Source organism: Brevibacillus sp. HB1.3 (assembly GCF_013186635.1).
Taxonomy (GTDB): Bacteria; Bacillota; Bacilli; order Brevibacillales; family Brevibacillaceae; genus Brevibacillus; species Brevibacillus brevis_D.
Window position 1 is genome coordinate 98,974 of sequence record NZ_JABMIT010000009.1, and the last position, 25,636, is coordinate 124,609.

General features: G+C 47.5%; 20 protein-coding genes and 1 pseudogene. 3 read left to right on the forward strand and 18 right to left on the reverse strand.

Annotation, left to right across the window (positions count from 1 at the left end; genetic code table 11):
* Positions 1-11: 11 nt before the first annotated feature.
* The 9 genes from HPY31_RS20535 to HPY31_RS20575 form a co-directional block, all read right to left on the reverse strand.
* A complete protein-coding gene (locus HPY31_RS20535) occupies positions 12-974 on the reverse strand; it encodes an ABC transporter ATP-binding protein (protein ID WP_015893372.1) in 963 nt (320 codons plus the stop codon).
* Positions 971-1,960: an ABC transporter ATP-binding protein gene (locus HPY31_RS20540; protein ID WP_172142246.1), complete on the reverse strand. Its 990-nt coding sequence runs from the start codon at positions 1,958-1,960 to the stop codon at positions 971-973. The genes HPY31_RS20535 and HPY31_RS20540 overlap by 4 nt, the downstream gene beginning before the upstream one ends.
* A 36-nt stretch (positions 1,961-1,996) precedes the next feature.
* Positions 1,997-2,851 carry an ABC transporter permease gene (locus HPY31_RS20545; protein ID WP_172142247.1) on the reverse strand — a complete coding sequence of 285 codons (855 nt, stop codon included), beginning with the start codon at positions 2,849-2,851 and terminating at the stop codon, positions 1,997-1,999.
* A gap of 1 nt (position 2,852) precedes the next feature.
* The gene (gene nikB, locus HPY31_RS20550) at positions 2,853-3,788 is read right to left on the reverse strand and encodes a nickel ABC transporter permease (protein ID WP_172142248.1); all 936 of its coding nucleotides are present in this window, start codon (positions 3,786-3,788) and stop codon (positions 2,853-2,855) included.
* A 232-nt stretch (positions 3,789-4,020) separates the two neighbouring features.
* Complete coding sequence (locus tag HPY31_RS20555; protein ID WP_172142249.1) at positions 4,021-5,907, reverse strand: alpha/beta fold hydrolase; 1,887 nt, start codon at positions 5,905-5,907, stop codon at positions 4,021-4,023.
* Between the two features lie 59 nt (positions 5,908-5,966).
* Positions 5,967-6,539 (reverse strand): TetR/AcrR family transcriptional regulator, encoded by a 573-nt coding sequence (locus HPY31_RS20560; protein WP_015893377.1) that lies wholly within the window; start codon positions 6,537-6,539, stop codon positions 5,967-5,969.
* Positions 6,540-6,887: 348 nt separating this feature from the next.
* A complete protein-coding gene (locus tag HPY31_RS20565) occupies positions 6,888-7,733 on the reverse strand; it encodes a DUF2785 domain-containing protein (protein WP_172142250.1) in 846 nt (281 codons plus the stop codon).
* Complete coding sequence (locus tag HPY31_RS20570) at positions 7,730-8,458, reverse strand: alpha/beta fold hydrolase (RefSeq protein WP_172142251.1); 729 nt, start codon at positions 8,456-8,458, stop codon at positions 7,730-7,732. The genes HPY31_RS20565 and HPY31_RS20570 overlap by 4 nt, the downstream gene beginning before the upstream one ends.
* A complete protein-coding gene (locus HPY31_RS20575; RefSeq protein WP_172142252.1) occupies positions 8,439-9,617 on the reverse strand; it encodes a DUF4272 domain-containing protein in 1,179 nt (392 codons plus the stop codon). Before HPY31_RS20575 ends, HPY31_RS20570 begins: the two co-directional genes overlap by 20 nt.
* A 145-nt stretch (positions 9,618-9,762) precedes the next feature.
* On the opposite strand from HPY31_RS20575, the gene HPY31_RS20580 reads away from it, so the two are divergent.
* The gene (locus HPY31_RS20580) at positions 9,763-10,857 is read left to right on the forward strand and encodes a suppressor of fused domain protein (RefSeq protein ID WP_172142253.1); all 1,095 of its coding nucleotides are present in this window, start codon (positions 9,763-9,765) and stop codon (positions 10,855-10,857) included.
* Between the two features lie 120 nt (positions 10,858-10,977).
* Here the strand turns inward: HPY31_RS20580 and HPY31_RS20585 are convergent, their stop codons facing one another.
* From HPY31_RS20585 to HPY31_RS20620, 8 genes and pseudogenes are all read right to left on the reverse strand, one after another.
* Entirely contained in the window at positions 10,978-12,951 is a 1,974-nt protein-coding gene (locus HPY31_RS20585) for a M6 family metalloprotease domain-containing protein (protein ID WP_172142254.1), read from the reverse strand.
* A 352-nt stretch (positions 12,952-13,303) separates the two neighbouring features.
* The gene (locus HPY31_RS20590) at positions 13,304-14,995 is read right to left on the reverse strand and encodes a YcdB/YcdC domain-containing protein (protein WP_172142255.1); all 1,692 of its coding nucleotides are present in this window, start codon (positions 14,993-14,995) and stop codon (positions 13,304-13,306) included.
* Positions 14,996-15,294: 299 nt separating this feature from the next.
* Positions 15,295-15,573 (reverse strand): annotated as a pseudogene (locus HPY31_RS20595) (reverse transcriptase domain-containing protein); the annotation flags it as partial.
* A gap of 533 nt (positions 15,574-16,106) precedes the next feature.
* Positions 16,107-17,603 carry a YcdB/YcdC domain-containing protein gene (locus HPY31_RS20600; protein ID WP_172142256.1) on the reverse strand — a complete coding sequence of 499 codons (1,497 nt, stop codon included), beginning with the start codon at positions 17,601-17,603 and terminating at the stop codon, positions 16,107-16,109.
* Between the two features lie 108 nt (positions 17,604-17,711).
* Complete coding sequence (locus tag HPY31_RS20605; RefSeq protein ID WP_172142257.1) at positions 17,712-19,406, reverse strand: YcdB/YcdC domain-containing protein; 1,695 nt, start codon at positions 19,404-19,406, stop codon at positions 17,712-17,714.
* Positions 19,393-19,941: an RNA polymerase sigma factor gene (locus tag HPY31_RS20610; RefSeq protein WP_172142258.1), complete on the reverse strand. Its 549-nt coding sequence runs from the start codon at positions 19,939-19,941 to the stop codon at positions 19,393-19,395. Before HPY31_RS20610 ends, HPY31_RS20605 begins: the two co-directional genes overlap by 14 nt.
* An 84-nt stretch (positions 19,942-20,025) precedes the next feature.
* Entirely contained in the window at positions 20,026-21,549 is a 1,524-nt protein-coding gene (locus HPY31_RS20615) for a YcdB/YcdC domain-containing protein (RefSeq protein ID WP_172142259.1), read from the reverse strand.
* Between the two features lie 110 nt (positions 21,550-21,659).
* Positions 21,660-22,040 (reverse strand): winged helix-turn-helix transcriptional regulator, encoded by a 381-nt coding sequence (locus HPY31_RS20620; RefSeq protein ID WP_172142260.1) that lies wholly within the window; start codon positions 22,038-22,040, stop codon positions 21,660-21,662.
* A 112-nt stretch (positions 22,041-22,152) separates the two neighbouring features.
* Between HPY31_RS20620 and HPY31_RS20625 the strand changes: the two genes are divergently transcribed.
* Positions 22,153-22,815 carry an NAD(P)H-dependent oxidoreductase gene (locus tag HPY31_RS20625; RefSeq protein WP_172142261.1) on the forward strand — a complete coding sequence of 221 codons (663 nt, stop codon included), beginning with the start codon at positions 22,153-22,155 and terminating at the stop codon, positions 22,813-22,815.
* Positions 22,816-22,942: 127 nt separating this feature from the next.
* Here the strand turns inward: HPY31_RS20625 and HPY31_RS20630 are convergent, their stop codons facing one another.
* Positions 22,943-24,142, reverse strand: coding sequence for a hypothetical protein (locus HPY31_RS20630; protein WP_172142262.1), 1,200 nt, complete (start codon positions 24,140-24,142; stop codon positions 22,943-22,945).
* Positions 24,143-24,316: 174 nt separating this feature from the next.
* Here HPY31_RS20630 and HPY31_RS20635 point away from each other — a divergent pair, with 174 nt between their 5' ends.
* Positions 24,317-25,633, forward strand: a complete 1,317-nt coding sequence (locus HPY31_RS20635; protein WP_172142263.1) for an MBL fold metallo-hydrolase — start codon at positions 24,317-24,319, stop codon at positions 25,631-25,633.
* Positions 25,634-25,636: the final 3 nt, after the last annotated feature.

Consider the following 25,636-nt stretch of genomic DNA (forward strand, 5'->3'; position numbering starts at 1 on the left):
CTCCTGTTCCCTTATTTTTCATAGAGATGACACGCAACTAGTCTGCCGTCTGCTTCTGTTAATAGAGGGGCTTCTGTTTTGCACACGTCCATGCATGCCCAACAACGCGGATGAAACTTGCAGCCCTTCGGTGGATTGGATGGAGACGGTAGATCCCCTGTTAACATGATCCGTTCTTTTTTCTCGTCAGGATCTGTGATAGGAATGGCGGAGAGAAGCGACTGTGTGTAGGGATGCATCGGACGTTGAAACAGCTCTTCTTTTTTCGCCAGCTCAATCACTTCTCCCAAATACATCACCGCTACACGATCGGCTATATGTTCGACAACACTCAAATCATGCGAGATAAAAAGATACGTGAGCGAAAACTGCTCCTGCAAATCCTGAAGCAAATTGAGAATTTGCGATTGGATCGATACATCCAAAGCGGACACAGGTTCGTCAGCTATGATGAGCTTTGGTCTGAGCATCAAGGCGCGAGCGATCCCGATTCTTTGCCTTTGTCCTCCGGAAAACTCATGGGCATATCGCGACAAATGACTTTTGTTCAAACCGACGATCTCCAGCGTCTCTTCGATCATGGCTGTTCGCTCGCGTTTTTGAATACCATGGGCAATCAATGGCTCTGACAAAATGTGTTGGATCGTCAGCTTTGGATTGAGGGTATCAAATGGATTTTGGAACACCATTTGCATATCACGCCGCAGCTTTTTCATGTCTGGCTTCTGTAAGCTACGGATATTTTGACCTTCGAACACGATCTCGCCGTCTGTCGGCTCGATCAAGCGCAAAATGCATCTGCCCAGTGTTGACTTGCCACATCCCGACTCTCCCACGATTCCCAACGTTTCACCTGCGTTGACCGTCATGTTCACTCCATGAACGGCATGCACGTAACTCGGCGGCTGAAACCACCCTTTGCGGACAAGGAACTTCTTATTCAGGTTCTTCACTTGCAAAAGAGGCGTCTTCATCCATTCACCGCCGTGTTTTCCCTATTCTCTCGATACAGCCAACAGCGGCATTCCGACTGTTGATCCACATCCAGTAACGGGGGATTTTGTTCCAAACAGATAGGCATCGCCTTCTCGCATCGCGGAGCAAAACGACATCCTTTTGGGTAATGATCAGGGGTCGGCACACTTCCCGCGATACTATGCAATCTCTTCAGGCCTTTGGCGTTATGTGGCGTTGATTTGATCAAGCCCATGGTGTACGGATGCTTGGGGCTGCGCAGCAATGTGCGAACATCAGCGGCTTCAATGACCTGCCCGGCATACATCACGAGTACCCGGTCGCATGTCTCGGCGACGACGCCCAAATCATGCGTGATCATGATGAGCGACATGCCCAGCTCTCTTTGGATTTTTTTCATGACATCCAATATTTGCGCCTGGATCGTTACGTCTAGTGCAGTCGTCGGTTCGTCCGCTATCAGCAGCTTTGGATGGCAGGCAATCGCCATCGCGATCATCACGCGCTGTCGCATCCCCCCTGACAGACGATGCGGGTACTCGTGATAGATTTCATTGGCACGTGAAATACCTACCTGCGTCAACAGCTCGACCACTCTTTGTCTCGATTGAGCTCGGTTCATGCCCTCATGCTTTTCCAGTCCTTCACTCAATTGCTTCCCGATAGTCAGTACGGGATTCAGCGAAGTCATCGGCTCCTGAAAGATCATGGCGATCTCTTTTCCTCTGATCCTCTGCATCTCTTTTTCGCTATAGCGCAAGAGATCGGCTCCGTCCAGTTGAATACGGCCTGCAATGCTTCCGTTTTTACTGAGCAAGCGCATCATGGATAGGGAGGCAACGCTTTTTCCACAACCCGATTCTCCGACGATCCCGACCGATTCACCTTTTTTGACCTGCAAGCAAAGATTGTCCACCACCTTGAAAGCCCTTTCATTTTTTAAAAACGTGGTAGTCAATCCTGTCACTTCCAACATGTTTGTCACGTTACTCACTCCTTTTCGAGAACGGAAGCTCGTCAACTATGCTTTGGGATCAAAGATATCGCGCAAAGCATCCCCCAGCAAATACACCGTAAAAACGACTGCCGTAATCGCAAGACCGGGAAAAGTAGCGAGCCACCAAGCTTCTCGCAAGTAATTTTTCCCTTCATTCAGCATCGTTCCCCACTCCGGTGTAGGAGGCTGCGCACCCAAACCGATAAAACCCAATGCCGAGGTCCCCAAAATGGCACTACCTATAAACATGGTCGTATAGACGATCAGTACGTTCGAGATGTTCGGAATGAACTGGCGCGTAATGATCCACCAATTCGAGCTGCCGATGGAGCGACTTGCTTCCACAAAACCCGATTGCTTGATCGAGAGTGCCGCACCACGGATCAGAATCGAAAAGGCCGGGATCGATGATATTCCGATCGCGATCATCGCGTTTTCCTGACTCGGTCCGAGTACAGCGACAATGGCTAGAGCCAGCACAATGCCGGGCAACGCCAGCATGATGTCCATGATTCTCATGATCACATTGTCAACAATTCCTCCGAGGTAAGCGCATGTCACACCAATCAGCGTTCCTGCTACAAACGTCATGACAGACGCCAGCACAGCTACGGTCATTGTCACTCGTGTTCCGTACAGCATCCGGGAAAAAATATCGCGGCCAATCGCATCTGTCCCTAGCCAAAAGTCTTTCGACGGGCCTTGCATAAATGCTTCGTAGTACGTTTTCGTGGGATCATGCGGAGCAATCCACGGCCCGATGATTCCAAGCAAAACAATGCAGAGCATCATCAGGAAGCTGTATTTCGCTTTCTTTTGCTGCATGATCTTTCCCCATAATTCGAAACGAGGCAAGGACCATTGTCTGCTCCAGAACATGCTATACCCCCTCCTTCGCGGCGTAATCAATGCGAGGATCGAGAACCGCGTACAGGACATCAATCAAAATGACAACGAGGACATACACCGCTCCGATAAACAGCGTCGTTCCTTGAATCATCGGAAAATCTCGCGAGCTAATTGCTTGAATCGCCAAAGTCCCCACTCCCGGCCAGCCAAAAACCTGCTCGATAATCACAGCCCCACCAAGCAAGCCAGCGAGTTCCAAGCCAATGACAGCCACAATTGGAATCATCACATTGCGAAAAGCGTGCCGCAGCAGCACAACTCGTTCATTCATCCCTTTCGCACGTGCTGTTCGGATATAGTCATTGGACAAAACCTCTACCATGCCAGCACGAGTGAGTCGGCTGAGTGCCGTCGCCGTCAATGTCCCCAGGGTAAACGCTGGAAGAACCATGTCTTTTAACCCCGTTCCTCCCGCAATCGGAAACCAGCCCAAATGGACGGAGAATACAAGGATAACGAGTAAACCTAACCAAAAGCCGGGTATGGACATCCCAAAGGTGGAAAAGGTCATAATCGCTCCATCGATGGGTGTATCCTTGTATTTTGCCGCTAGGATACCCAGCCCGATACCGATCACAACTGCCACTATGAGGCTGGCTACTGCCATTTTTGCTGTCGCTGGAAAGCGATCAGCAATTTCTGTGCTGACAGGTCGACCCGTTTTCAGGGAAGTGCCGAGATCTCCTTTTAAAACGCCAGAAGCATAGTCGAGATACTGGACTACCAAAGGCTTGTTCAAGCCCAGCTCTCCTCGAAGCGACTCGATTTGTTCTACAGTCGCCCGCTGCCCCAGCATGATCCGCACAGGGTCTCCGGGGATGAGATGAATGAGCAAAAACGTAAAAACGGAGAGTCCAAACAGGACAATGATGCCCGACAATAGGCGCTTCACAATATACTGCTTCATGAGGTCTTCACCCAGATGTGAGAAACGGTATGAACTAGCTTCTTCTTGTTGCGCTCCTGCACTTTGCTCTCCTCCCTCTTTCTCCACTAACGTCAGATGTCGTTATAGTGTCGTTATTAGTTAAAAATAGTCTATTCTAAATTAACAGAAAGTTCAACTTGTTTTTTCTCGCCCCATTCAAAAAGAGCATGGTCGCTTTCTACCATGCCCCTTCTGAAGAATCGTTCCGTCGTCATTCCTTGCCGTGCCTCATCTGTAGCAATACGTTTGCCGTTAGCTGTGGGTGACTGAGCGGAAAATGATGAGCAACGGGGAGCCTTTCGATCTCTACATTTGCTTTCCTGAATGCATCCTCTGCTCCTTTTGTCAGCTGATACGTTTTATCTTGCGTCCCCCATACGATCTGGGCTGGAAAAGGGAGAGGCTGTGTCGCTACCGCCATTTGCCGGAATTCGTTCATAAAGTAGCGCAGCACGTCTGTATGCGTCTTGCTGATGCGCGGGGATTGCAGGAGCTTCCCTGCCTTTTCTACATAGCCTTTTGGCATTTCCTTCGTAGACTGAAATACCCCTTGTTCAAGCATTGCTTTTTCCAATTTGGCTGACGTTAACTGCTTTTGCAAAAAAAACTGAAGGAGGGCTGGACTCTTCCCCAATCCCGCCTGCAGCCAAGAATACTTCGGGGCATGCAGGGGTGGCTGCAAAAGGTATAGCTTCTCGATTTTTTCCGGTACTCGCTTTGCTGCCTCCCATGCCAAAAGCCCGCCAAATGAATGTCCTGCAAGATGAACCGGAGATGGCAGCTGTCGCAATGCCTCGGCCACTGCCTCGATAAAGCCCTCGAGCGGTTTTTCGTGATGGTGATAGGGCGATCTGCCAAATCCGGGCAAATCCAGTAACCATACTTCCTTTTCACCCAGCTGTTCAGCGAGCGGGAGTAAATCGCTCATCTCACTGAAAAGCCCGTGCACGAGCAGCCACGGAGTACCCGAGCCTTCTTTCTTGTACGCGGCCATGCCTGCGATTTGCTCTCGGTGAAAGCAAGGAGGTACTTTCTGATCCTTGACCGACAAACGGTAGTCGAGATCGGCAATCACACTGGGAAGATACGCCGCTACGTCGTATGCATCGATGCTTTTTTTCGCTTTCATTTGCTGAAAGGGAGCGAGCGGGAAGTCTTTCTTTACGAGAAAATCCATCGAATTGGCAGGTACCCCGAGCAAGCGGCTGCCGCCGTTATGGAGAATTTTTTTCAAGACCGATACCGGGAAAGGAATGGTTGGTGGCTTCATCCGTAATTCTTTAGCCATCAACGAAATCAGCTCTGAAAAAGCTGGCGTGGCACTCCGCTCATTTAAGGCGTAATACGTTTGATGCTCGATGTGATTTGTCTCTACAATCCCCACAATGACCTGGGCAAAATCGTCGACGGAAAGCAAGGGCAGCCACCACTCCTTACCACCGGGAAGAACAGGGATCTTACCACGCCGCATGGAGCTGATCACGAGCCCGAATCCATCTGTTTGTTCTGTGTTCCCGGTGCTTCGCGGGCCTATGATCGTACACGGATTTACCACGACCAGCGGCATTCCTTTTTGATACGCCTCTTGTCTGAGGTATAGATCTGCCAGAAACTTGTATTTCTCGTAGCCCCCTGCCTCTTGATAAAAATCGGTTGGCGCAAAAACATCTGTCGCCAGCTTTCCACTCTCATCGTCAAACGGACTCATGTAGCCAACGATATGAATCAGCTTTTGTAGACGCTGTTGTTTATGCAATTCATTCGCTAGTGCTGCAAGGTGACTTGCTCCTTGTAAAATCAATTCCCTCGCCACCGTTTCATCCAGCGAAATATCCATCGGGGCACCTGCATGGATGATAATAGTTGCGCGCAATACCTGCTCGTAATCGCTCGCTGATAATCCCAAGCCCTCCTTTCGCAAATCACCCCGCACGGCCTTGCAATTAGACCTCTCTGTAGGTGTCATCTGCATCAGCAATTCATCCCACTTCTCGGGCGAACGAACCAGCGCCAGTACGGTATGACCGGACCGGGCCAGCTGCTTTGTTAACTCCTTGCCGATAAATCCAGTCGCACCTGTTACAAAAACGACAGCCATTGTTTCTGCCTCCTTTATATTTATAGAACTAGTCAGTACTAATTCACTTCAAAAAAATCCTACACTTGAATCAAGTGTAGAAGTGTCTGACCTGCGCCTACGAGTACCTGTGCATGACCCTGCGATTCAGCCATGAGCATCGCTCCCTCCATAATGGTCACGAACAAGACTGCCGTTTGCTGAATCGAGATATTTTCCTTGAATTCTCCACGGGCGATTCCCTCCACGAGCAGCTTTTCCGCTAGGTTCTGCCATTCGATCAGGAACTCGTTGATTCGCGCTTTGACCTCTGGTATTTGTGCCGACAGCAAGGAAAGGATCGGACAGCCTCCTACACAGGAGCGGCCCTCCAGTTCTTCTGCGATGGTGGTAAAAATCAGCCCTACCCGTGCGGAAACAGACAGGTCTGTCCGTTGCAAGATGGCTTCCAGTGCTCCTCTCAGGACGTTGATTCTGTAGCCGAGTACAGCTACGACGAGCTCCTCCTTGCTTTTGAAGTGGTAGTAAATGTTGGACTTGGAGACTTTGCTCTGTGCTACGACGTCATCCATGCTGGTATTCATGATTCCTTTTTGCAAAAACAAATTAGATGCAGTGGCGATGACATGGTCACGGTTTGAGGTTCGTTTCATGATTAGTACTATATAGTACTAGTAAGGGATTGTCAATCAGTGGAGGAGAAGAAAAAGCGCAGTCCTTTTCGACTCTGACACGCCCGCAAGGGAGATTGACTGTTCGTCTCCACTTCAAAAAGGGGACCGTCGAGCCAAAGCCACCCTACGGGCGGAAGGTTCTCGAAGAAGAAGTGTTCGACAAGCGTGGTCCCCTTTTTGAAGTTCCGACTGGGTAAGCGTTGTCAAGGTCTGCGAGCCCTGCGCTTTTTCTTCTTGCCAGCTTTGTTGGTTCAATCGCTACCTTTTAAAACCTCGTATAAAAAAGAAAAGGTTGATGCCGTCTGTCACGGTATCAACCTTTTCCCATTAATTGATCGCAAACCTGTTACATTTCGTTACGGCTGCAAGCATAGCTGCCGCCAGCTCATTTTCCCGGCTATCTCGTGCCCTTCTGAGATACAGGCAACGCAAAAAGTTTTTGCTATTCACTCTAGCGATAACCTGAGTACGATTTTTCGGCAGTTCTGCACAGCTTGCCAAGCCATTGATCCAGTCAGCGAGTTCCTGCTCTGGGAGCAAGCCTTTGTCTATCATGGTATCTACGATGCTCGCAAGTCGTTCGTCCTCTTCGTCATTGAAAATGTGCTTTCCGTTATGCAGCACGTCCTGGATCGCTTGAAGAACGTCTCGCTGTACGGCTTCGTCGCTCTCTGGGCACAGCACTAGCTCTACGAATACGTCTGCTCCGTGAGCGGTACTGTGCGCCCAGCCTCCCTCGGACAAATAGCCGCGCAAGTCCTTCTCCTCTTGAAAATAGCGGAGCATGGCATTCTTCACATGCTGGAAATCAGCGAGCTCCAAAAAAGGCTTCTGCCTGTGGCGTCGCATGATCAAGGCAATCGGCAATGCAGAGAATGTCCTCGTAAATACAGATTGATCACCCTCGCTGCCGATCTGATAGAACAAATGCGTATCGTCCGTCAATTCTCGGAGAAGGCTGCGCAATTGCTCATCCGTCAGATGTTTCTCATCAAGAATCCAGTAATAAAATGCCGGGTAAATGAGATTATCACGCAGCTCTGGGTCAGGGTCCCCGATGTATTGCAGCAACAGCCCGACGAAATCCTGTAGTTGCTCCCCTTCACGAATCAGGTATTGTTCCTGCTCCAATCTTTGCAGGTCCAGCATGAGCTGGGTTCTTGTATCGCTCACTTGTTCATCCCCCTTACCATAATCAAAATTTCCTCCATCACCATTTCCGGTTCATCGTGATGAATATAATGCCCGCTACGAGTAGCCATTCTTTGTTTGCTTGAGGTTGAAAGCCGCTTGAAATCAGCTTGCAGATGTTGTTCGATTGCTAAGATTTCCTCGTTCGGCCATTCCTCGTCCCACACGTCCGGCAAGCCTCTCGTAATAATCGAGACCGGAATGTTGCTTTGCCGATAAGAGTCAACAATCTCTTGATAGCTCCGTATTTTATCGATCTTCTCGCTGTTTCGCATCGGATTCTCGTAATATTCTCGATTGGCTGCGATCAGGTTGTCAGGCAACACCTTTTCATAGGCGAGCTCCTTATATTCCGGAGCAGCGTCAACCAAAACCAGCCCCGAAACAAGCTGCGGATATAGACTAGTAAAGAGTCTCGCGACCAAACCGCCAAAAGAATGTCCGACCAGAATACAAGGCGTCTCCACCTCAATCTCCCGTAGCAAGTCATACAGCTCCTCAACCAGATCCCGGCAAGTCCTTGGGACGACCGCAGCCGCGGGACTCCTGCCAATCCCCGCCCGATCATAGGATAAGGTAGACGCTTCCTGCGAGATGCGGTCTTGAACGATCTTCCATGTCTCACCGCTATCGCCCATTCCTGCTAGGAAGATTACACTAGGTGTCCCACTTTTTCGCGAATACAGCCTATGTATCCGTCGAGACATGATCCCAGTCATCCTCCATGTAACGAACCAGCCAATTCAATGCTCTGTGTCTTTCCACAACTACTTCGTCATTCAAACCACCCGCAACCATACGATTGTTGATGCGCGCATCCACACACGCCCAGTCATAGCGGTAGATTAAATCTGCTTGGTCGAGAATCTCTTGTTTGCTTCTCACGACCGCATTGCTATAGAAGGTATCATAGTCGCCTGCACTTCTGAGAGCGTCAATCGCGGTGTTCACATCACAAATCTCATCCGGGAAATGGAGCTCTTCCACATAGCCGAGTGCCCACAGTAGTACCCAGTAGCATTCGTACATCCAAACCATTTGAATCATATCGGTTCGGTCTGGCTGTGGATCATTCAAGAAGTCTCTCTCTTTTTCCGTAAAGAATTCAGCAGCGCCAAACTGCTCAATAATGCCCTCGATGAACTCCCGCTCTTCCTTGATTTGTCCATTTTCGGCAATCCCTCCGGCATATACCGCAATCAGACACAGAGCAATCGCTCGCTGAACCATCTCATCCTTGCTCCTGATGACAGCATCCTCATCCCCTACGATGACAGGAAGATGCGGGATGTACGGAATGCCTTGCTCCTGCAATAGCTTGATGCTCCGCTCCTTGCGCGCTTCGCCTGACTGGGATGGCTGAATATGTCCGTCGATCAGGTCTACACTGACCGTCACCAGAAAATCGTCCACTTCGGATTCTCCTGCCGTATTGAGAATCAGCCTTCCTTGTTTATCGAGCATGTCTCCGGTAGGGAGAAAGACGATCCCATGTACTTCTTCGGCAATCGCCATAATGGACGCAAACGCCTTCTGATCAATTTCGTTGCTCGCCACGATTCCTACCGCCACATTGAGCGCTGTAATTTGGTACAACAGCTTTTGCTGGACCTTCTCGTGGGTCGTTTCAATCTGTGCGAAGTAGCCGTACATCCCTTTTTTCATCTGGAGAAAAGCTTCTTCGTCATCGTCCTCGCGCATAAGATTGAAGGTGATCTTGCTCTTGCTAAACCATTTTTTATCTGTCACGGTCACGGACCGTTCGTCTGCGGATACCTCTACCAATTGATCACGAAAAGCCTCGACAATTGCAGCGACGACTTTCTCGCATTGTTGGATGGAGACATAGATAGTGCATTGATTCATCTGGTAACCTCCTTTGCTGGGAAAACATTTTCAAAGTACCGAATTTTGTAATCAATATTCAATTATGGTATTCTAACCCTGTTTAATCAAGCACAAATCTTTATAGTTATCGGCGAATCTATCACGACGATTGAAGGTGAAACCTATGAAAAACGTTCTATTAGAGGAGTTCTCCCCCATTTGTCCGATTCAGGCTTTTGTCGAAGAGGATGAGAACGGTGTCTTTTTTTATTTGTGGGATTATCCAGGCGAGGAGCATGCCAGCATTCGCTCTTGTTGGGTAAGAAATTACGGACCTGCACCGGACTCGATCGATTTCGCTGCCATGCAGGATGGTCAAGCTCCCATGCTTCCACGCGATTGCTGCGCTCATCCGGATGGAGCAGACAGGCTGGACCCGGAGCAGCTCTCAATCGTTTGGCTGGAGGAAGGCGATGCAGCGGCACTTTTGTATGAGGATGAGGTACTGTGTGTGATTCCCAGCTGGGCTGGCCCTTCCCCGGACGGCTCGCACTACCCTTCGTATGCGCGAGATTGCACCGGAGAATCTCATTTATGCTTTCCGCTGGGAACACCGGAGTCGAACGCCATGTATGCTCGCATCGAGGCTGCCCAGCATTTTTGGGCGAGCTGGGACGGCAACCCTTGGCCTGACATCCAGCAGCAGTTCATGGACGCGATTACCTCGACTCTTGGGCCAGTTAAACAGTATTACGGCATCGACGGCGGGCACTGGCCCCCGAAAGCATTGGTGACCATCGAAAAAGGGGACGTCACCTATGCAATGACTCTCGGCGTGTCCATTTTGCGTCAGCCAAAAGTCGAGCAGTATACAGAAGAACCGGAGCAATTACGCCGATTCGAGCTGGCCTTTGCCTGCGAAACCAAATGGCTCGCCCAAAACGAACAGCAATTGCTGGCCTACGTTAGCGGCCAAACCTCTCTGCCGTGGTCATATATGACCTTCCTCGCACAGGGTCACACCATTCCGTGCCAGGAAATCAGTCAGATTAATAGCCGCTTCTCCTCTATGCTGCTCGCAAAACCTGAGGATGCCCCGCGCATTCCACTTCCGCTCATGGCGAGTGATCCTGTGAATCTATTATGGATGATTCCGATTACCGCGGAGGAACAGCAGTATGCAGAAATACATGGGTCTGAGCAATTGCTTCAGCACTCTGCGGGAGATGGTGCAAGCTGGATTTTTAATGGGGTTGCGAAATTTAGGAAGGAAGCATGAAGTTAGAAAACAGTTTCTAGCGGAATAAAAAGGTTATCAAATGCTGAACGAAGCTCTCAGCAGATGATAACCTTTTTGAGTAGCGTATCAATGATGGCAATAGCTACCCTTTACCATACATTATTGCCCAAATACATTGAGTTCAGCCACACTTGTCCATGGGTTATTGTTTACCTCGCTTAAGGCACGCAGTTTAATATAGCGACCTGTCTTGGCTGCAAAGCTGGTTTCTTTCAACGTAGTATCATTTGCAAAGCTACCTGTGGCTACAGCTGTTCCCCAATTCACTCCATCACTGCTGACGTAGAACTCATAGTTCTTGATCGTTCCGTTCACTTGACCATCTTGTCTGGGCAGGTAACTAAATTTGGAAATGCTATACGTTGCACCCAAGTCAATTTGAATCTCGTGCGGCATTGGAGCTACGGGGCTCCATTTCGTGTGCCAAAACGTGCTGTTGTTTCCATCAAAGGCTTTCGGGGCTTCATTGTACAATTCATCGCTGTCTACATATTTTAGCGTCCAATTCGTTTGCGGAATCAGACTGGCTCCTCCTGCTGTGACTGCTACATTCACATTCATGGCAGAATTACTTGTGCTTGTCGTCGTAATCGTTACTCCCGAATTTTCTCCAGGGTAGGTATTACTGTTCGGATTGGTGTTTGGACCAAAGGAAGCAGCATGATTATTATTCGTATAATAGAATGGGTCTTGGTATTCACTTACGGATTGCTCTATGTCAATGAAAGGATGAGGATCATTCGTATTATTACTCATGGATTCATCAACGTGCCAAACCGCTATGCCTCCAGAAACTGTTTGCAAGCTAGCATCGTATCCAACTTTCTCGCGATTCTCAACTAAAAAATACGTATTATCCTTTATAGGAACCTTTAAAACATTATAATTATTCGGGATGGCTTGAAGCGTAAAATTGTTAGTGGCATTTACTACAGTTGGTGTGACAAATCCTAATTTTGCTTTTGACCAGGCATCCATATGAGTGGGTGTCGTTCCAGGTTCCTCCCCTTGAAGATTATTCCAGGTTCCGTTTGCCATTATACTTAGACCACTCACATGATTATTAGCACCATACAGATCCGGAAGGCCCAAGGAATGACCGAATTCATGAGCAGTGATACCCATCGTTGCCATATGACCAAATTGTTTTTCACCCTGCGTCGTATACATACCTGATACCGTAACACCATCATGATTTGTGTTGGGAGCATACCACTGATGTGCCCAAATATTTGGCACTGCACCACCACTAGCCTCTTCATTACCAGCAAGAACAGTTACAATGTAGAAGCTATCTTTAGCGTCGATGACTTGATCATTATTTGTATCAAAACTAGCAAAGTTCACCACAGGATCCGCTTTATCCAGTGCATCTGTTATAACCGTCCTAATGTCTTTTCCCGATGTATCCGGATGGGCGTAATCTAATCTTACTTTCACAACTCCATCATTTTGCGTACCATATATTTCGGATGCTGGGGTGATCTGTGCTTTTCCATTACTCACTTCATTATAGTAATTCTTTACCGACTTTTGATTTGCAGAAAAGAATTTGTTGCTCCAATCGTTGTCGTTATATGCGATATCAACATCTGTAAATCCAATTAACAAAACAAGCAATTTTTGGGTTCCTGAAACGGGCGTGATACTTCCGTCAATATTTTTTTCTGGCGATCCCGAAAATTCTTGTTGAAGCTCATTCATGAACTCCTGTTTTTTGTTTGCTTGAGGGTCGTACTCATTTATCCATTCCATTAAATTTTTCTCATTTACCGCTTCTGAAGGTTTTTCGTCAATTTTATATTTTATCCCCGTCGATTGCAGATCATCTGATGTAAGTTCAGCGTAATTCCAATATCCCTCCTGATCTTGTAAAAGTACATCGCCATCCTTTGTGCTCGCCCAATGGAACCATTCATCTCCATGCATCACGGCTTGAAACGATTCACCAGAGGGTTGCTCCATTTTGACAACTCCATCGTATGCGGGTGCGGCAAAAACATCCGTTTGAAAGTACAAAACACAAATCAAAGAAAAAACAGACGTGAACAGGCCTTTAAAACTTCTTTGCATAAATGTTCCTCCCGATTTAGAAGTTGTTATCCTGTTGGAATGGTTTCCTCTATAGATTCATGAAGATCGCCCCCCTTTTTATGGCATCCTGAATATTCCGTCGATAAATGGACCTGATTCATACGTAGAATGAATCGACAGATCATCTATACAGAACTACCAGAATGCCCTTACCTACATTATTGGTAATTTTTGGTAACATGTTAACTTTTTCTATAAATCGGGGATTTTTTTTTATCATTAACTAATAAAGCGCCCCCGTTCGGGACTTTCACCCTAGAGCGACGCCCATGCTAGGTGTACTAAAAAAAAAGCCGATATTGCTGCGAGAGCAAATCGGCTGTTACGTCATCTATTGGCGGGACACCTTGACCAGCTTCCCTGTCGAAGCATCGATAAAGCTATAGCCACTCTTCCATTTCTGTTGATAGACTAGTTGCGGTTCGGGAGCTCTTTGACCATCATACTGCTCCCACACATAGACCAGTTCCAGGTCAATTTCTTGTTGGATCGTTTCTTTTGCTTCTGCTTCACTTACAATTTTCTTGGAATCTGGAAGGGTATTGCCCGGGTTGAGAGGGTGGAGGTTTAACTCTGTAATCGTGCCCGTTGCCTTGTCTACACCCACCATATAAAACTCGTCAGACACTTCGATCCCGTTGCGTATTGCGTGAAAAGTGAATGAATACACCTTATCTTCTTCCTTATCCAGCTTGTTCTTGTCTACCCACTCCGGAATATTTTCTCTAGGAGTCTCTACAATAAGCGTTAACTCCGTTAACGCCGGGTCAAGATAAGGTACGAGTGCTGCGATCGCTTTTTTCTTCGCTTCCTCTACACTGATTTTCTGCTCTGTTTTTCGTTCATCTGGGAAATTCAGATCGAAGTCGATGAGCCGATCACTCTGTTCATCTGTAATGAGGCTAACCATCTCAAATGCAGGCGTACCTTTATTTGAATCGTTCATCCACCGATAGGATTCGATTGTCTGAAGTCCTTCTAAAAGATTGTCCTTGTGATCATCGTATTCGAAGGTCGCACCAGAAACATCAATACCAAACTGTGTTTTCAGCCATTTCTCTCCTTGTTCGCGGGAAGCTATTTTGATGCTTTTCCCTTCTCCTTTTACATGAACACTCTCCCCTGCCATTTCGGTTTCTTCCCCTGTGACTTTGCCGGTCAGAGCATCGATCCAACCAATGGTATTCAGTTGATAAATAAGCATTGGTTTCTTTTCTGCCGATTTTCCATTTTGAGCATAGGAAATCGGTTGCTCCCATACGTATACCAGGTCCATCTTAAGCTTGTCCTTATAGATTTTGCTTGCTTCCTCAAGTGTTATCACTTTTTTCGGATCAGGCCAGTTCACTTTGCTAGAATCGATGAAACGATACGCTTCATAGCCAATAATATGGCCAGCATGATCAACGGATACGGAGATAGAGTTGTTGGACAGAGGGAGGTTATTGATGAGAGAGTGGTATTGCACAGTGGAGTGAGCCCATTCCAGCTTGTTGCCCTTCCCGTCACCTGATCCTGCTTTTCCCCTGCTAAGTTTTTGAGCGGCTTTCAGCTGTTTTGCTTCTGTACCGAATAAGTCCTCGATAAAAGTTGCAGCCTTGTCTCTGGCAAGCTTTTCTTCCGGATAATCAGCTGAAGCCCATGCTGGATTTTGGATATCCATGAGCAGTAATCGGCCCGTCTGTGCATCCAGCTCAAGGCTAACGGATGAGTATGCGTCATACTCTTTTTTTTCATCTGTTTTTGGTCTGTTGGTGAAGTGCAAGCTCCAAATTGGTCCTGGATAACGGCGAAAGCTGTCTTCCTCATAATGCTTATGAATTAGTCGATACCCTTTCAACTCGGGAATCACCTCGAATAGATTGTCCAGAGAATTCTGAACATCTTGGGAATAATTTTTTTGAGACTCTTTCTTTTTCACATCACTTGCAGCTTGTACTGTTGGTTGATGGGTAGTCCAAGCAGGTGCAGAGGCTAGTAAGCACGCCGCTATAACCGTCATCATGGATGAATTGAGTTTCATTGGGCACCTCCAAATTGTATTCAGATTTGCGGATAAGTTCGGTTTGACCTTACCAATGGAAAGACGGAGGGGCAATTATCTTCGTCACATATTATTCCATTTTTATCATATAATCCCTACTTCCTTGGGTAGATATGGATTATGCCGATCGGGGAAAACCCGTTCTAATTTGTCTCCCACTGAATAAACCTGCCCGTAGCTTAACGCAAGCCAAATCGAGTAGGATGTTCGCCAATAACGGACTAAGCGGGCCACCTTGTGGTGTGCCCTCTACTGTCGAAAGGCAGATACCATTAACCTTGGAGAATGGCTTGTTGGATTAAGCGATCTATCACGGTAGGAATACCTAATAACCTTACTCCTCCGTCAGTTTTCGGGATTTCGACTCTGCGAACAGGGGAAGGTTTATAGGTTCCTTTCATAATCTGCTCTTTAATGGTTAAGCAGTGTTCACGGATATAATCGCGCAGTTGTTCGGTTGAAACACCGTCGATTCCCGCCGATCCTTTGTTTCTTTCCACTCTTTCGAGTGCCACTAATAAATTCTCCCATGATAGAATTTTCTCGAACAGTGCCATGACGATACCCTTTCCTCCGCACGCATCCTTCTAGTCTTGCCGGACAATACTCAGCCCTCTCTTGTACCCTCAGGGCTTCACCCTTATTCTCCAAGAGTAGTTCCTAACGGAATTCTGCTTCACCCTATCATCGCGAAAGTGATTAGTAGATGCGTTGACTTAATGTTCAGCGACTCCTTACGGAGACGGTTACCAACATTTGAAGGCACTTCATGCAGATCTCCCCAGGTAAGAACGATAACTTTCATCCCATGTACCTGCCTAATTTACTGCTATACCCCTTAGCTGTATTGGACTTCGTTTTGTTTAGCAAACTCGCCCGAGTACAACAGCCTCAAATTAGATTCGTGTACCTCAGGTCGGGACTTTGCCGCCGGCTTCCTTCAAATTCCACCTCGCGATGGGCACCCTTGCCTTGGGCTAACGGTTGGTACAGCCAACCCCCGTTCGGGACTTACACCCTAGAGTTATCGCCCATGCTGGGCGCACGAAAAAATCCCGCCCCTCATGATGAGAAGCGGGATCACCTATGTTTATTGGAATGCCTTTCCTGTAACCGCATCTAGCTTGAAGTATGACCTCGTGTCGATCGAATATACCGGGACTGGCTGTGCCTGTACTTTCTTGTTCTGAACAGGGAACACATACCCCAACTCTGTAGGATGGGCTTTCAAAAACAGTTTGGCAGCTGCTTCTTTGGAAATGGCTTTCTTTTTGTCCGGGAAGGGAGCGGTCGGCTTCGTGAAGTAATCCATAAAGTTCACAATTTCCCCTGTCTGTCCGTCTACATTTACGAGGTATTCCTGGTCAGAGACGACAACACCATCATGCAGGGCGAAAAAACTGAAGCTGTACGCCGTGGCAGTAGGCATCGAGATTTTGCTTTGATCGATTTTCAGCTTTTTCACACTTGCGTCAAGGTAGGGCTGCAAAAACTGAACGGCTTTTTCCTTTGCCTCTTCATACGTAAGCTGGACATTTTCCGGATGGTTTTGGTGCTGGGTTGCCGTGGCTGCCCCCCCCTCTCTGCGAATTTGGAAGCCCGTCACGTCTTTATTATTCGTATAGACCAGGATCTTGTCTGCTCCTCCTTTAGACTTGAAAAGTGTCCCCTCCACTCCTTTCTTTTCCGGTAGGATACGCTCATCCATATCAAAGCCGATTCCCTCCATGTTGATCTGGAACTGTTCTGCCAATACTCGCTTCACGTCATCGGCATTACGAGCAGCAAACCGCTTCCCACCAGGCTTGACCGCAATCACGTCAGAGTAACGACTTGTATGCGAAGAGGCGCTTTCGACCTTTTCTCCTGTCACTGCATTCATATATCCACTCGATTTTAGCGAATACGTCAAAGCAGGCTTTCCTGTTGCCTTTTCATGCGCGGAATACGTAAGTTCCATAAACGACGCTACTTTCTCTGGGAGCTTAGCTTCCACCAACACTTTCCCGGGCTGGACAAACAACTCAGATGATGCTCGTAATGGCGCACCTTCCAACGTATCCACGTACATAACACCTTTACCGTTGACGCCGACGACATAACGATCGGTGAAAACAGGCAAACCATTTTCGTAGCGTGTATACGTTACCTGCCAATCATTCGATTCTTGACTGGCTCTGTATTTGTTGAAATCGTCGCCCAATAGCGCCTGTAATAACGCGTCCGCATTTTGTTTGGCAACTGCTGCTGAAGGCTTGTTCTTCTGCTTCGCCTCATATTCGTTTTCATACGTATGCAAAGCACCAGTCTCTGCATCAAGTAGCAGCCTAGCATACCGCTCCTTTTGATCTGTAGAATTAAAAAGCAACTCGTACACACCATTTTTCGGCGGGTTGATCATGAGGTCCATACTTTTCAAGTCCGGCTGGAGAGTGTAAAGGGTTTGGAGTGTTTGTTCTGCTGCTGGCGGCAATCCCAGATTTGTCTCAGCTTGTGCAGTCAGCACTGGATGCTGGCCCCACATTGGGGTCGTTGCTAAAATACTTGCCGTCAGCATTGTTGTTACCAGTTTCTTTGTGTAATTCATAATATTTTCCTCCATAGTAATTTTTTATTTCCTCTATGTAATAGTCGAAAAATAACCACGGAGGTTACAAAATAGGGAGCATCTTCACCCGATACTCCCTCTCTTTTACTACTTGACTACCTTTCCTGATATCGCATCAAGCAAGAAATAAGCCCTCGTGTCTACGGAATAAACCGGAAGTGGTCTTAGCTGCAGCGTCTCCTTTTCTAAAGGCAGTATGTAACCCAATTCAACAGGGTGACTCTGCAAAAATTGCTTGGCTGCTTCTTCCCTCGATATGGCCGTATCAAAATCCGGGAAAGGTCCAATCGGCTTGATAAAATAGTCCATGAAATTCACAATCTGTCCTGTCTGCCCATCTACATTGACGAGGTAATTCTGGTCAGTGACGACTACGCCATCATGCAGGGCGAAAAAACGAAAGCTATACGCTGTTGAAGTAGGCATCATGATCTGACTCTCATCGATCTTCAGTTCCTTCACACTACTGTCCAAATAAGGCTCCAAAAACTGAACGGCTTTTTCCTTTGCCTCTTCATACGTAAGCTTTGCATTTGCAGGCTTGTTATCATGCTGTGTTGAACTAGCCGTCTCGATTTTCCCGCGAATTTGGAAGCCTGTTAGCTCCTTGTTATTCGTATAAACCATAATCTTTTCTGTTCCACCCGAGGACTTGTAGAGAGTCCCTTCCACACCTTTCTTGTCAGACAGTATACGCTCATCTGCCTCAAAGCTAACCCCATTCATATCAATCCCGAACTCCTCTGCCACTACTTTCGCTACTTCATCCGCATCCCTAGCCGCCAGCTTTTTGCCTCCTGGCTTGACAGCAATCACGTCAGAGTAACGGCTCGTATGTGAGGAGACACTCTCAACATCTTCTCCTGTCTCCGCATGAAAATACCCTGTCGTCTCAAGAGAATACGTTAACAACGGCTTACCTGTATCTCTCTCTAATGAATAGGTCAGCTCTATGAGCGTTGCCACTTTTGCGATCACCTCTTCTTCGGACAAAAACGTGCCCGGTTTCGGAAATGCCTCTGACGATACGGGGGGTAGTGCACCTTCAGGTGTATTTACATATGTGACTCCCTTACTGTTGACACCAACGAAATAGCGGTCCAAAAATACCGGCAGCCCATTTTCATAGCGAGTGTACGCAACGGTACTCCAATCATTATTGGTATTCTGACTTACTTGGTATTGCTTGAATTCGTCTCCCAACAGCGCTTGTAAAAAGGCAGCAGACATTTGCTTCGCTTCTTCTTCTGTAGGCGAAGGGGCCTCCTCATTCATCGCTTTCTCATTTTCGTAGTTACTGATTTTCCCCGTGGCTGCCACCATCTCGACAGATACGTACCGCTGCTCCTTTCCTTGCTCCTTTTGATAAAAGACAATTTCATAGACGCCATCTTCTTTTCCGATGACTTTGGGTTCCATCGTCTCTAGCTCCGGAACGAGATTGAACAGCTTTTCTAAGGTTTGCTTTGCGGGAGGTGATACTTCCGCCAGCTTTAGCTGCTGACCCTTCAACACGAGAGGAGCTTCTGGCTGCATCGTCATGATGGATTCCGGATGGGTAATCAGCCGGGTAAAAATCGGCGCCAGGAAAAAGACCGCGAGTAGCACAGCTGCGGATAATCCCAGTCGAATGGTCGTGCGTCGCGTTTTGCTTCTGCTGCGATGCTGTTGATCGACCTCGACCAGCTTTCTTTCCAATGTGTGCAAAAACTCGCTCCGGGGGACTGCATCCGGTCTGTTCCGAAATTCCTGTAACACTTCTTCATCCCTAGGAAATTTCATTCACACCAGCCCCCTTTTCATAGATGTGTAACGCCACTTCTTTTACCATCTTCATCGCACGGTGAAAGTCTACCTTGACCTTCGCCTCTGTGCAGCCGAGAATTTCCGCTGTTTCCTTCACCGTATATTCTCTGATTCCCCGCAATACGATGACGTTTCGGTACTTGGGCTTTAGTTGCAGCAGCGCTTTTTCAAAATGAGTACGTTCCTCTTTATCCTGTAACTCTTTTTCCGGCAAACCCTCCGAGCTGGGCAACAGCTTTAGCAAGGTCCCGGCAAAAATCGTTTGCAGCCGTTTCTTTCTGTATTCATCGATGGCTACATGCTTGGCAATATTCAAAATCCAGGTGCGCATACTCGAGCGCTCCTCAAACCTGTGCAAGGATTTAATGACGCGAACAAACACCTCTTGGGTCAAATCCTCTGCTGCTTCCCGACTTCCGATAAAATGATAGAGATACTGATAGACTTCTTTGGAATACATCCTGTATATCCCCGATATGTCTTGTTGACCTCGATCTTCTCGAGCATCCAAGGCTGCTTCCTCCTCTTCTCGCGACAGGACATGTCTACATGATGGAATCCCGCCCCTCACGATGGGAAGCGGGATCGAATACAATTATTTGAATGACTTTCCTGTTACCGCATCAAGCAAGAAGTAAGAAGCCGTGTCGATGGAATAAACCAAACTTGGCTTTGCTTGCACCTTCTCATTCTGAACAGGGAACATGTACCCGAGCACAGTAGGACGGTCTTTCAAAAACTGCTTGGCGGCTGCTTCTTTGGAAATCGCGGTCTTTTTGTCCGGGAACGGAGCAGATGGCTTCGTAAAGGAATTCATATAATTCACGATTTCCCCGGTCTGTCCGTCTACATTGACCAGGTAATTCTGGTCTGTAACAATCACGCCGTCATGCAGCGCGTAGAAGCTAAAGCTGTATGACGTTGCAGATGGCATCCTGATCTCTTTTTGATCGATTTTCAGCTCTTTTACACTAGAGTCGAGATACGGCTGTAAAAACTGCACCGCTTTTTCCTTGGCTTGCTCGTACGAAAGCTGGGCATTTGCCGGTTTGTTGCCATGCTGTATGGCATTGCCCATCTCGACTTTCCCGCGGATCTGGAAGCCGGTCACTTCGTTGTTGTTCGTATAGACTGTGATTCTGCCATCTCTTCCCTTGGACCTGTAAATCGTTTCCCCTTCTCCTTTCATTTCCGCCGGGGTATTTGTATCCGTCTCTAACGTGATTCCATCCATCTGGATTTGAAATTCTTCTGTCAGCACTCTTATAGCTTCATCGGCATTACTAGCTGTGAGCTTTTTGCCGCCTGGCTTGACCGCAATGACATCCGAGTAACGGCTTTTAAGGGAAAAGGCACTCTCGATTTCTTCTCCTGTCACAGCATCCAAGTATCCGGTCGACTCCAGCGAGTATTTCAAAGCCGGCTTGCCTGTCTCCTTTTTATACGCGGAATACGTAAGCTCCATGAGCGAAGCTACTTTCCCCGTCACTTCTTCTTTGGACATTACCTTTCCTGGCTTGGCAAACAAGGAAGAGGCTGCTCGGAGCGGGGCACCTTCAAACGTGTTCACGTACATGACACTCGAACCGTTGACACCAACGACATAACGATCGGTGAAAACAGGTACACCATGCTCATGGCGCGTGTAGGTAACAGCATCCCATTCACCTTTTGTTGTCTGAGTGGCTTTGTACTTTTTGAAATCATCGCTTAAGAGCTTTTGCAAAAATGCCGCAGATTTTTGTTTGGCCACCGCTTCCGATGGCTGATTGTTTTGCTTCTGCATTTCCTGTTCGTTTTCGTAGCTATGCAAAGCACCAGTCGTTGCATCGAGGACCACCATGGCATACAGCTCCATCTTGTCTGGGGCAATTCTCTTGTCAAAGCGCAGCTCGTACACACCGTTTTTTGGTCCGTTCATCTTTTTGTCCATATTTTTTAATTCAGGCTGGATGGTGTAGAGTGTTTGAAGTGTTTTTTCTGCTGCAAGTGAGAGCTTCACCTGCCCTTGATTGTCTGCAGCTTGTACGGTCATTGTCGGGTGTTGTAGCCATAGCGGAGTTGTCACCAACAGGCTTGCCATTAGTAACGTGCTTGCCAATTTCTTTGTATGTTTCACAGTTGTTCCCTCCCAAGGAATTTTGTGTTTGTTTTTTTGTCCTATGTAATAGTCGGAAAAACCATCGGGAGGTTACAAAATAAAAAAACCACCCTTTCAGGTGGCGATTTTCATGACCCGTGAGCAGTAGAGAGAGTCTCTTCTGGTGCCTCTGTTTGAAAATGTTCTCCCCATTCTCGCAAATACTCAATGACAGGTCCCAAGCCTTGCCCTAGCTCGGTCAATTCGTACTCTACTTTTGGCGGAACGACCGGATATACTTCACGCTTGACGATTCCTGCTTCCTCCAACTCTCGTAATTGTTCTGCCAGCATTTTATGATTCACACCAAGTATATTTTTCTTTAACTCTCCGTACCTTTTTTTTCCTTTGAACAACTGACAAATGATGGATACCTTCCATCTTCCCGCAAAAACAGAGACGGCAAGCTCGATTGGGCAAGGATATTCTTTGCCATTTAATAGGTACCTCATCGCTGGTTTCTTCTTCATCCCACTCACTTCCCTTTTCGTAAGTATTAACCGAAAAAGTGCGTACTTACTTTTCCTTAGTGTATTCGGTATGCTTATTTTTGTAAAACACTTTTAACGGAGGTAGCTCATCATGCATAAAGATCAAATTATAGAAGCCTATCAATTCAGACATGCCTGCAAAGAGTTTGATGCAGCTAAAAAAATTACAACAGAAGACTTTGACTTTATTATGGAGACAGCTCGCCTGTCGCCTAGCTCCTTTGGTTTTGAACCATGGAACTTCCTCGTGCTGCAAGATCCGACGCTTAGAGAAAAGCTGTTGCCTGTCGCATGGGGTGCGCAAAAACAATTGCCGACCGCAAGTCATTTCGTCATCGTATTGGCTCGGACCAAACAAGAAATGGCCGCTGATTCTGAATATATCCAACATATGATGAAAGACACGCAAGCGTTGCCAGAAAACGTCGTACAGCAAAAAGGCGCTGCTTACGATCACTTCCTGAAAAACGATTTCGCCCTGTTTGATGACGAGCGAGCCATGTTCGAATGGGCATCCAGACAGACCTATATCGCGCTTGGCAATATGATGACATCTGCTGCGATGATCGGCATTGATTCCTGCCCCATTGAAGGCTTTGCAAAAGAAAAGGTTGAGGATATCCTTGCGGCGGAAGGGCTGCTGGACAGAGAACGTTTCGGCGTCGCTTGCATGGTGGCTTTTGGCTATCGGAAAAATGAACCTCGTGCGAAAACCCGACAAGCGAAAGAAGAGATTATTCGTTTTATCGGTTAAAATTCAGGATTGGTTACACGTAAAAAGCATTCGTATTCCGAATGCTTTTTGATGCTTTTTGGCGTTCATCTTGACAAAAAAAGTAGTCGCCCGCAAAAGCAAGCGACTCTCTTCCCTACCGATTTCCTTACTTATCCGTATACTGAAAACCTACGATGCGCCCTGCTTCATCCACGGAGATCGTGATTCCCTTGCCTGTGACTGGACGGAACGTCACGTCTGCTGTCACAAAGCTATAGTCATAGTCTTCAAAACTGGCACCGCCACCGCCCCGCTGCACCTTTGCCTCTACTTTATACTGGCTTGCTTGATCGCCCACCAGTTGTTTTAGGAAAGCGGCTGCTTTCTCTTTTGCCACCTTCTCGGCAGGGAGCTTTTTCGAAACCCAATCTGGATTTTGGATCATGACTTTGCCCAATTCGTTTGTACGGGCATCCATGATAACGAAAGCTTCTGCGCGAGGGGTCGGACTGTACACTCGTTTTTGTGCTTCAAGCATTTTCAGGAGCTGCCAGTTACCTTCGATGCCGTAATCATCATAATCGGAAAACTGTGCCGTGTCCGGGAAAAGCTTCGTCACCTCGGCTACTCCCTTTTCCACCTCAGGGGAAAACTTGCTCTGCTCCACACCTGCTGGAATGCTCACTTCGAATGTATTCTCATCAAAAACGGGTTGGAAATCCACCTTGTCTACGGTGTACGAAAATGCTTGTGCTTGATTGTGAGAGAAGTTGCGTTTGAGAAGCAGCCCTGTTTCTTTGTCGATCCACAGGTCATCCTGGTAATGATGAGGCTTGCCATTGATTTTCGCCTCTTCTTTTTTCGCGACGTGATACACCGCTCGATTCAACAGTTCTGCTTCCTTCACGGTGATCGCTACCTTCGAATCTGGCAGCGCCACTTTCAATCGACCTAGCTCTCGCTTCGTCTTGTTGATTTCATTATCGTATGTGCCAATCGTTGCGGAGTGGATAAATCCTCTGCCGCCTTCTTGATACGCTGCCACCTGTCCCGCCTTCCCTACGGCATGCTGAACCCTTTTCCCATCTGAGATTTCCTCTCTCCATTCTCCTTTGATCGTGTTATCCCATGTTTTTGCCTTTTGGGTCTGGGGGCCCTGCTTCACTTTCGAGGTGTGCGTGGATTCGATGTACATGGAGACAGGCTGTTTTTTATCCATTTCTTTGACGAGCTGATCAAAAGTGATCGCTTGTGCTTTATTCGCAGCGGCTACCATGTTGGTTTGTGCCTGTGCGATCCCGAATGGGGATACTGCTGAGAGAAGGACTGCTACCATGCTAACGGTAACAAGTGCTTGCTTTTTCATGTAAGTTCATCCTTTCGACTCGTTGATTGCTGTTCACTTGTTACGATCCTCCTCATGCACAGTTTGTGACACATCCCCCCCAAAAATATATTTTTCAAATTCCTGTCACGTTTTCCTCCCCGGCAGGATCATCCCTTTTAGCAAATCGCTAGTATACATAGGGAGACAAACCACATGAAATTTCAAATGATCAACCACGCTTCGTTTTTATGGGAACACGACTCCATCAAATTATTGACCGATCCATGGCTTACGGGAACTGCCTTTGATAACGGCTGGGGCTTGTTAGCCAAGACCCGCTTCACCTCTGAGGATTTTGCGAAGATTACGCATATATGGTTTTCTCATGAGCATCCAGATCATTTTCATCCACAGAGCCTGCGAACCATACCCGAGGAGTATCGCAAGCGAATTACGATCCTCTACCAGCAGTCAACCGATAAAAAAGTGATCGATTGGTGCCGTGCCTTTGGCTTTCAGCAAGTCATTGAGCTCTCCCCGGACAAGTGGTACTCCTTGTCCGACGATATCTCTGTTTTATGTCGGCCATTTCCTGTCGGCGATTCCTGGCTGTGCATCAAGACAGCTGATATGACGATCCTGAACCTGAACGATTGCGAGGTCAGCACCACACAGGAAGCCAAGGATATCCTGAACCGTGTTGGTGACATCGATCTAGTATGGACGCAATTCTCGTATGCGGGATGGGCTGGGAACAAGGAAGACTTTCTGCTCCGCAAAAAACGTGCTATGGAAAAGCTCGCCCGGGTGAAAAAACAGGTGGAAGTCCTTCAACCTCTCTACGTGATTCCCTTCGCCAGCTTCGCCTGGTTTTGTCACGACGAAAACTATTACATGAATGATGCGATCAATAAAGTAGACAGTGTGTACCGCCTATTGCTAGAAGAAACGGATGCCAAACCAATTATTTTGTACCCCGGGGATACGTGGACGCCACATGAAGCGCATGATCCTGCGAAGGCGCTCGCCCTCTACGCACGCGACTATGAGAAGATGGCTTCCTCTCCTACTCTTCTTTCTTCGGTCAAAATCGAATGGGACATGCTACTCGAGGCTGCCTTGGACTTCAAGGAACAGATTCAAAAAAATAATCATTCGCTGTTTCTCTCTATCGTTAGGCCCGTTACCTTTTATTTGTCAGACTATCAAAAGACATTTCGCTTTTCCCTAGCAGATGGGTTGATCGAATCCCCATGCGATCCACTCGATTGTGATGTGGAACTGTCATCTGAGGCTCTGCATTATTGCTTCACCCATTTGTGGGGCTGGAGTACGCTACGCATCAATGGAAGACTGCAAGCGCCAAAAGGTCGGAATGCCCGTTTCAAGCGCTTTGTCATGCTCGGTCATGTTGCACAGCTAAACAATTTCGGAATTTATATGGGGTGGAACGGGGCATTTTTGCGTTTTGCGTTAAATTATTTGAGAGAGAAGGTTCGCAACCGCTATATTACGACAAACAATATATGAAAA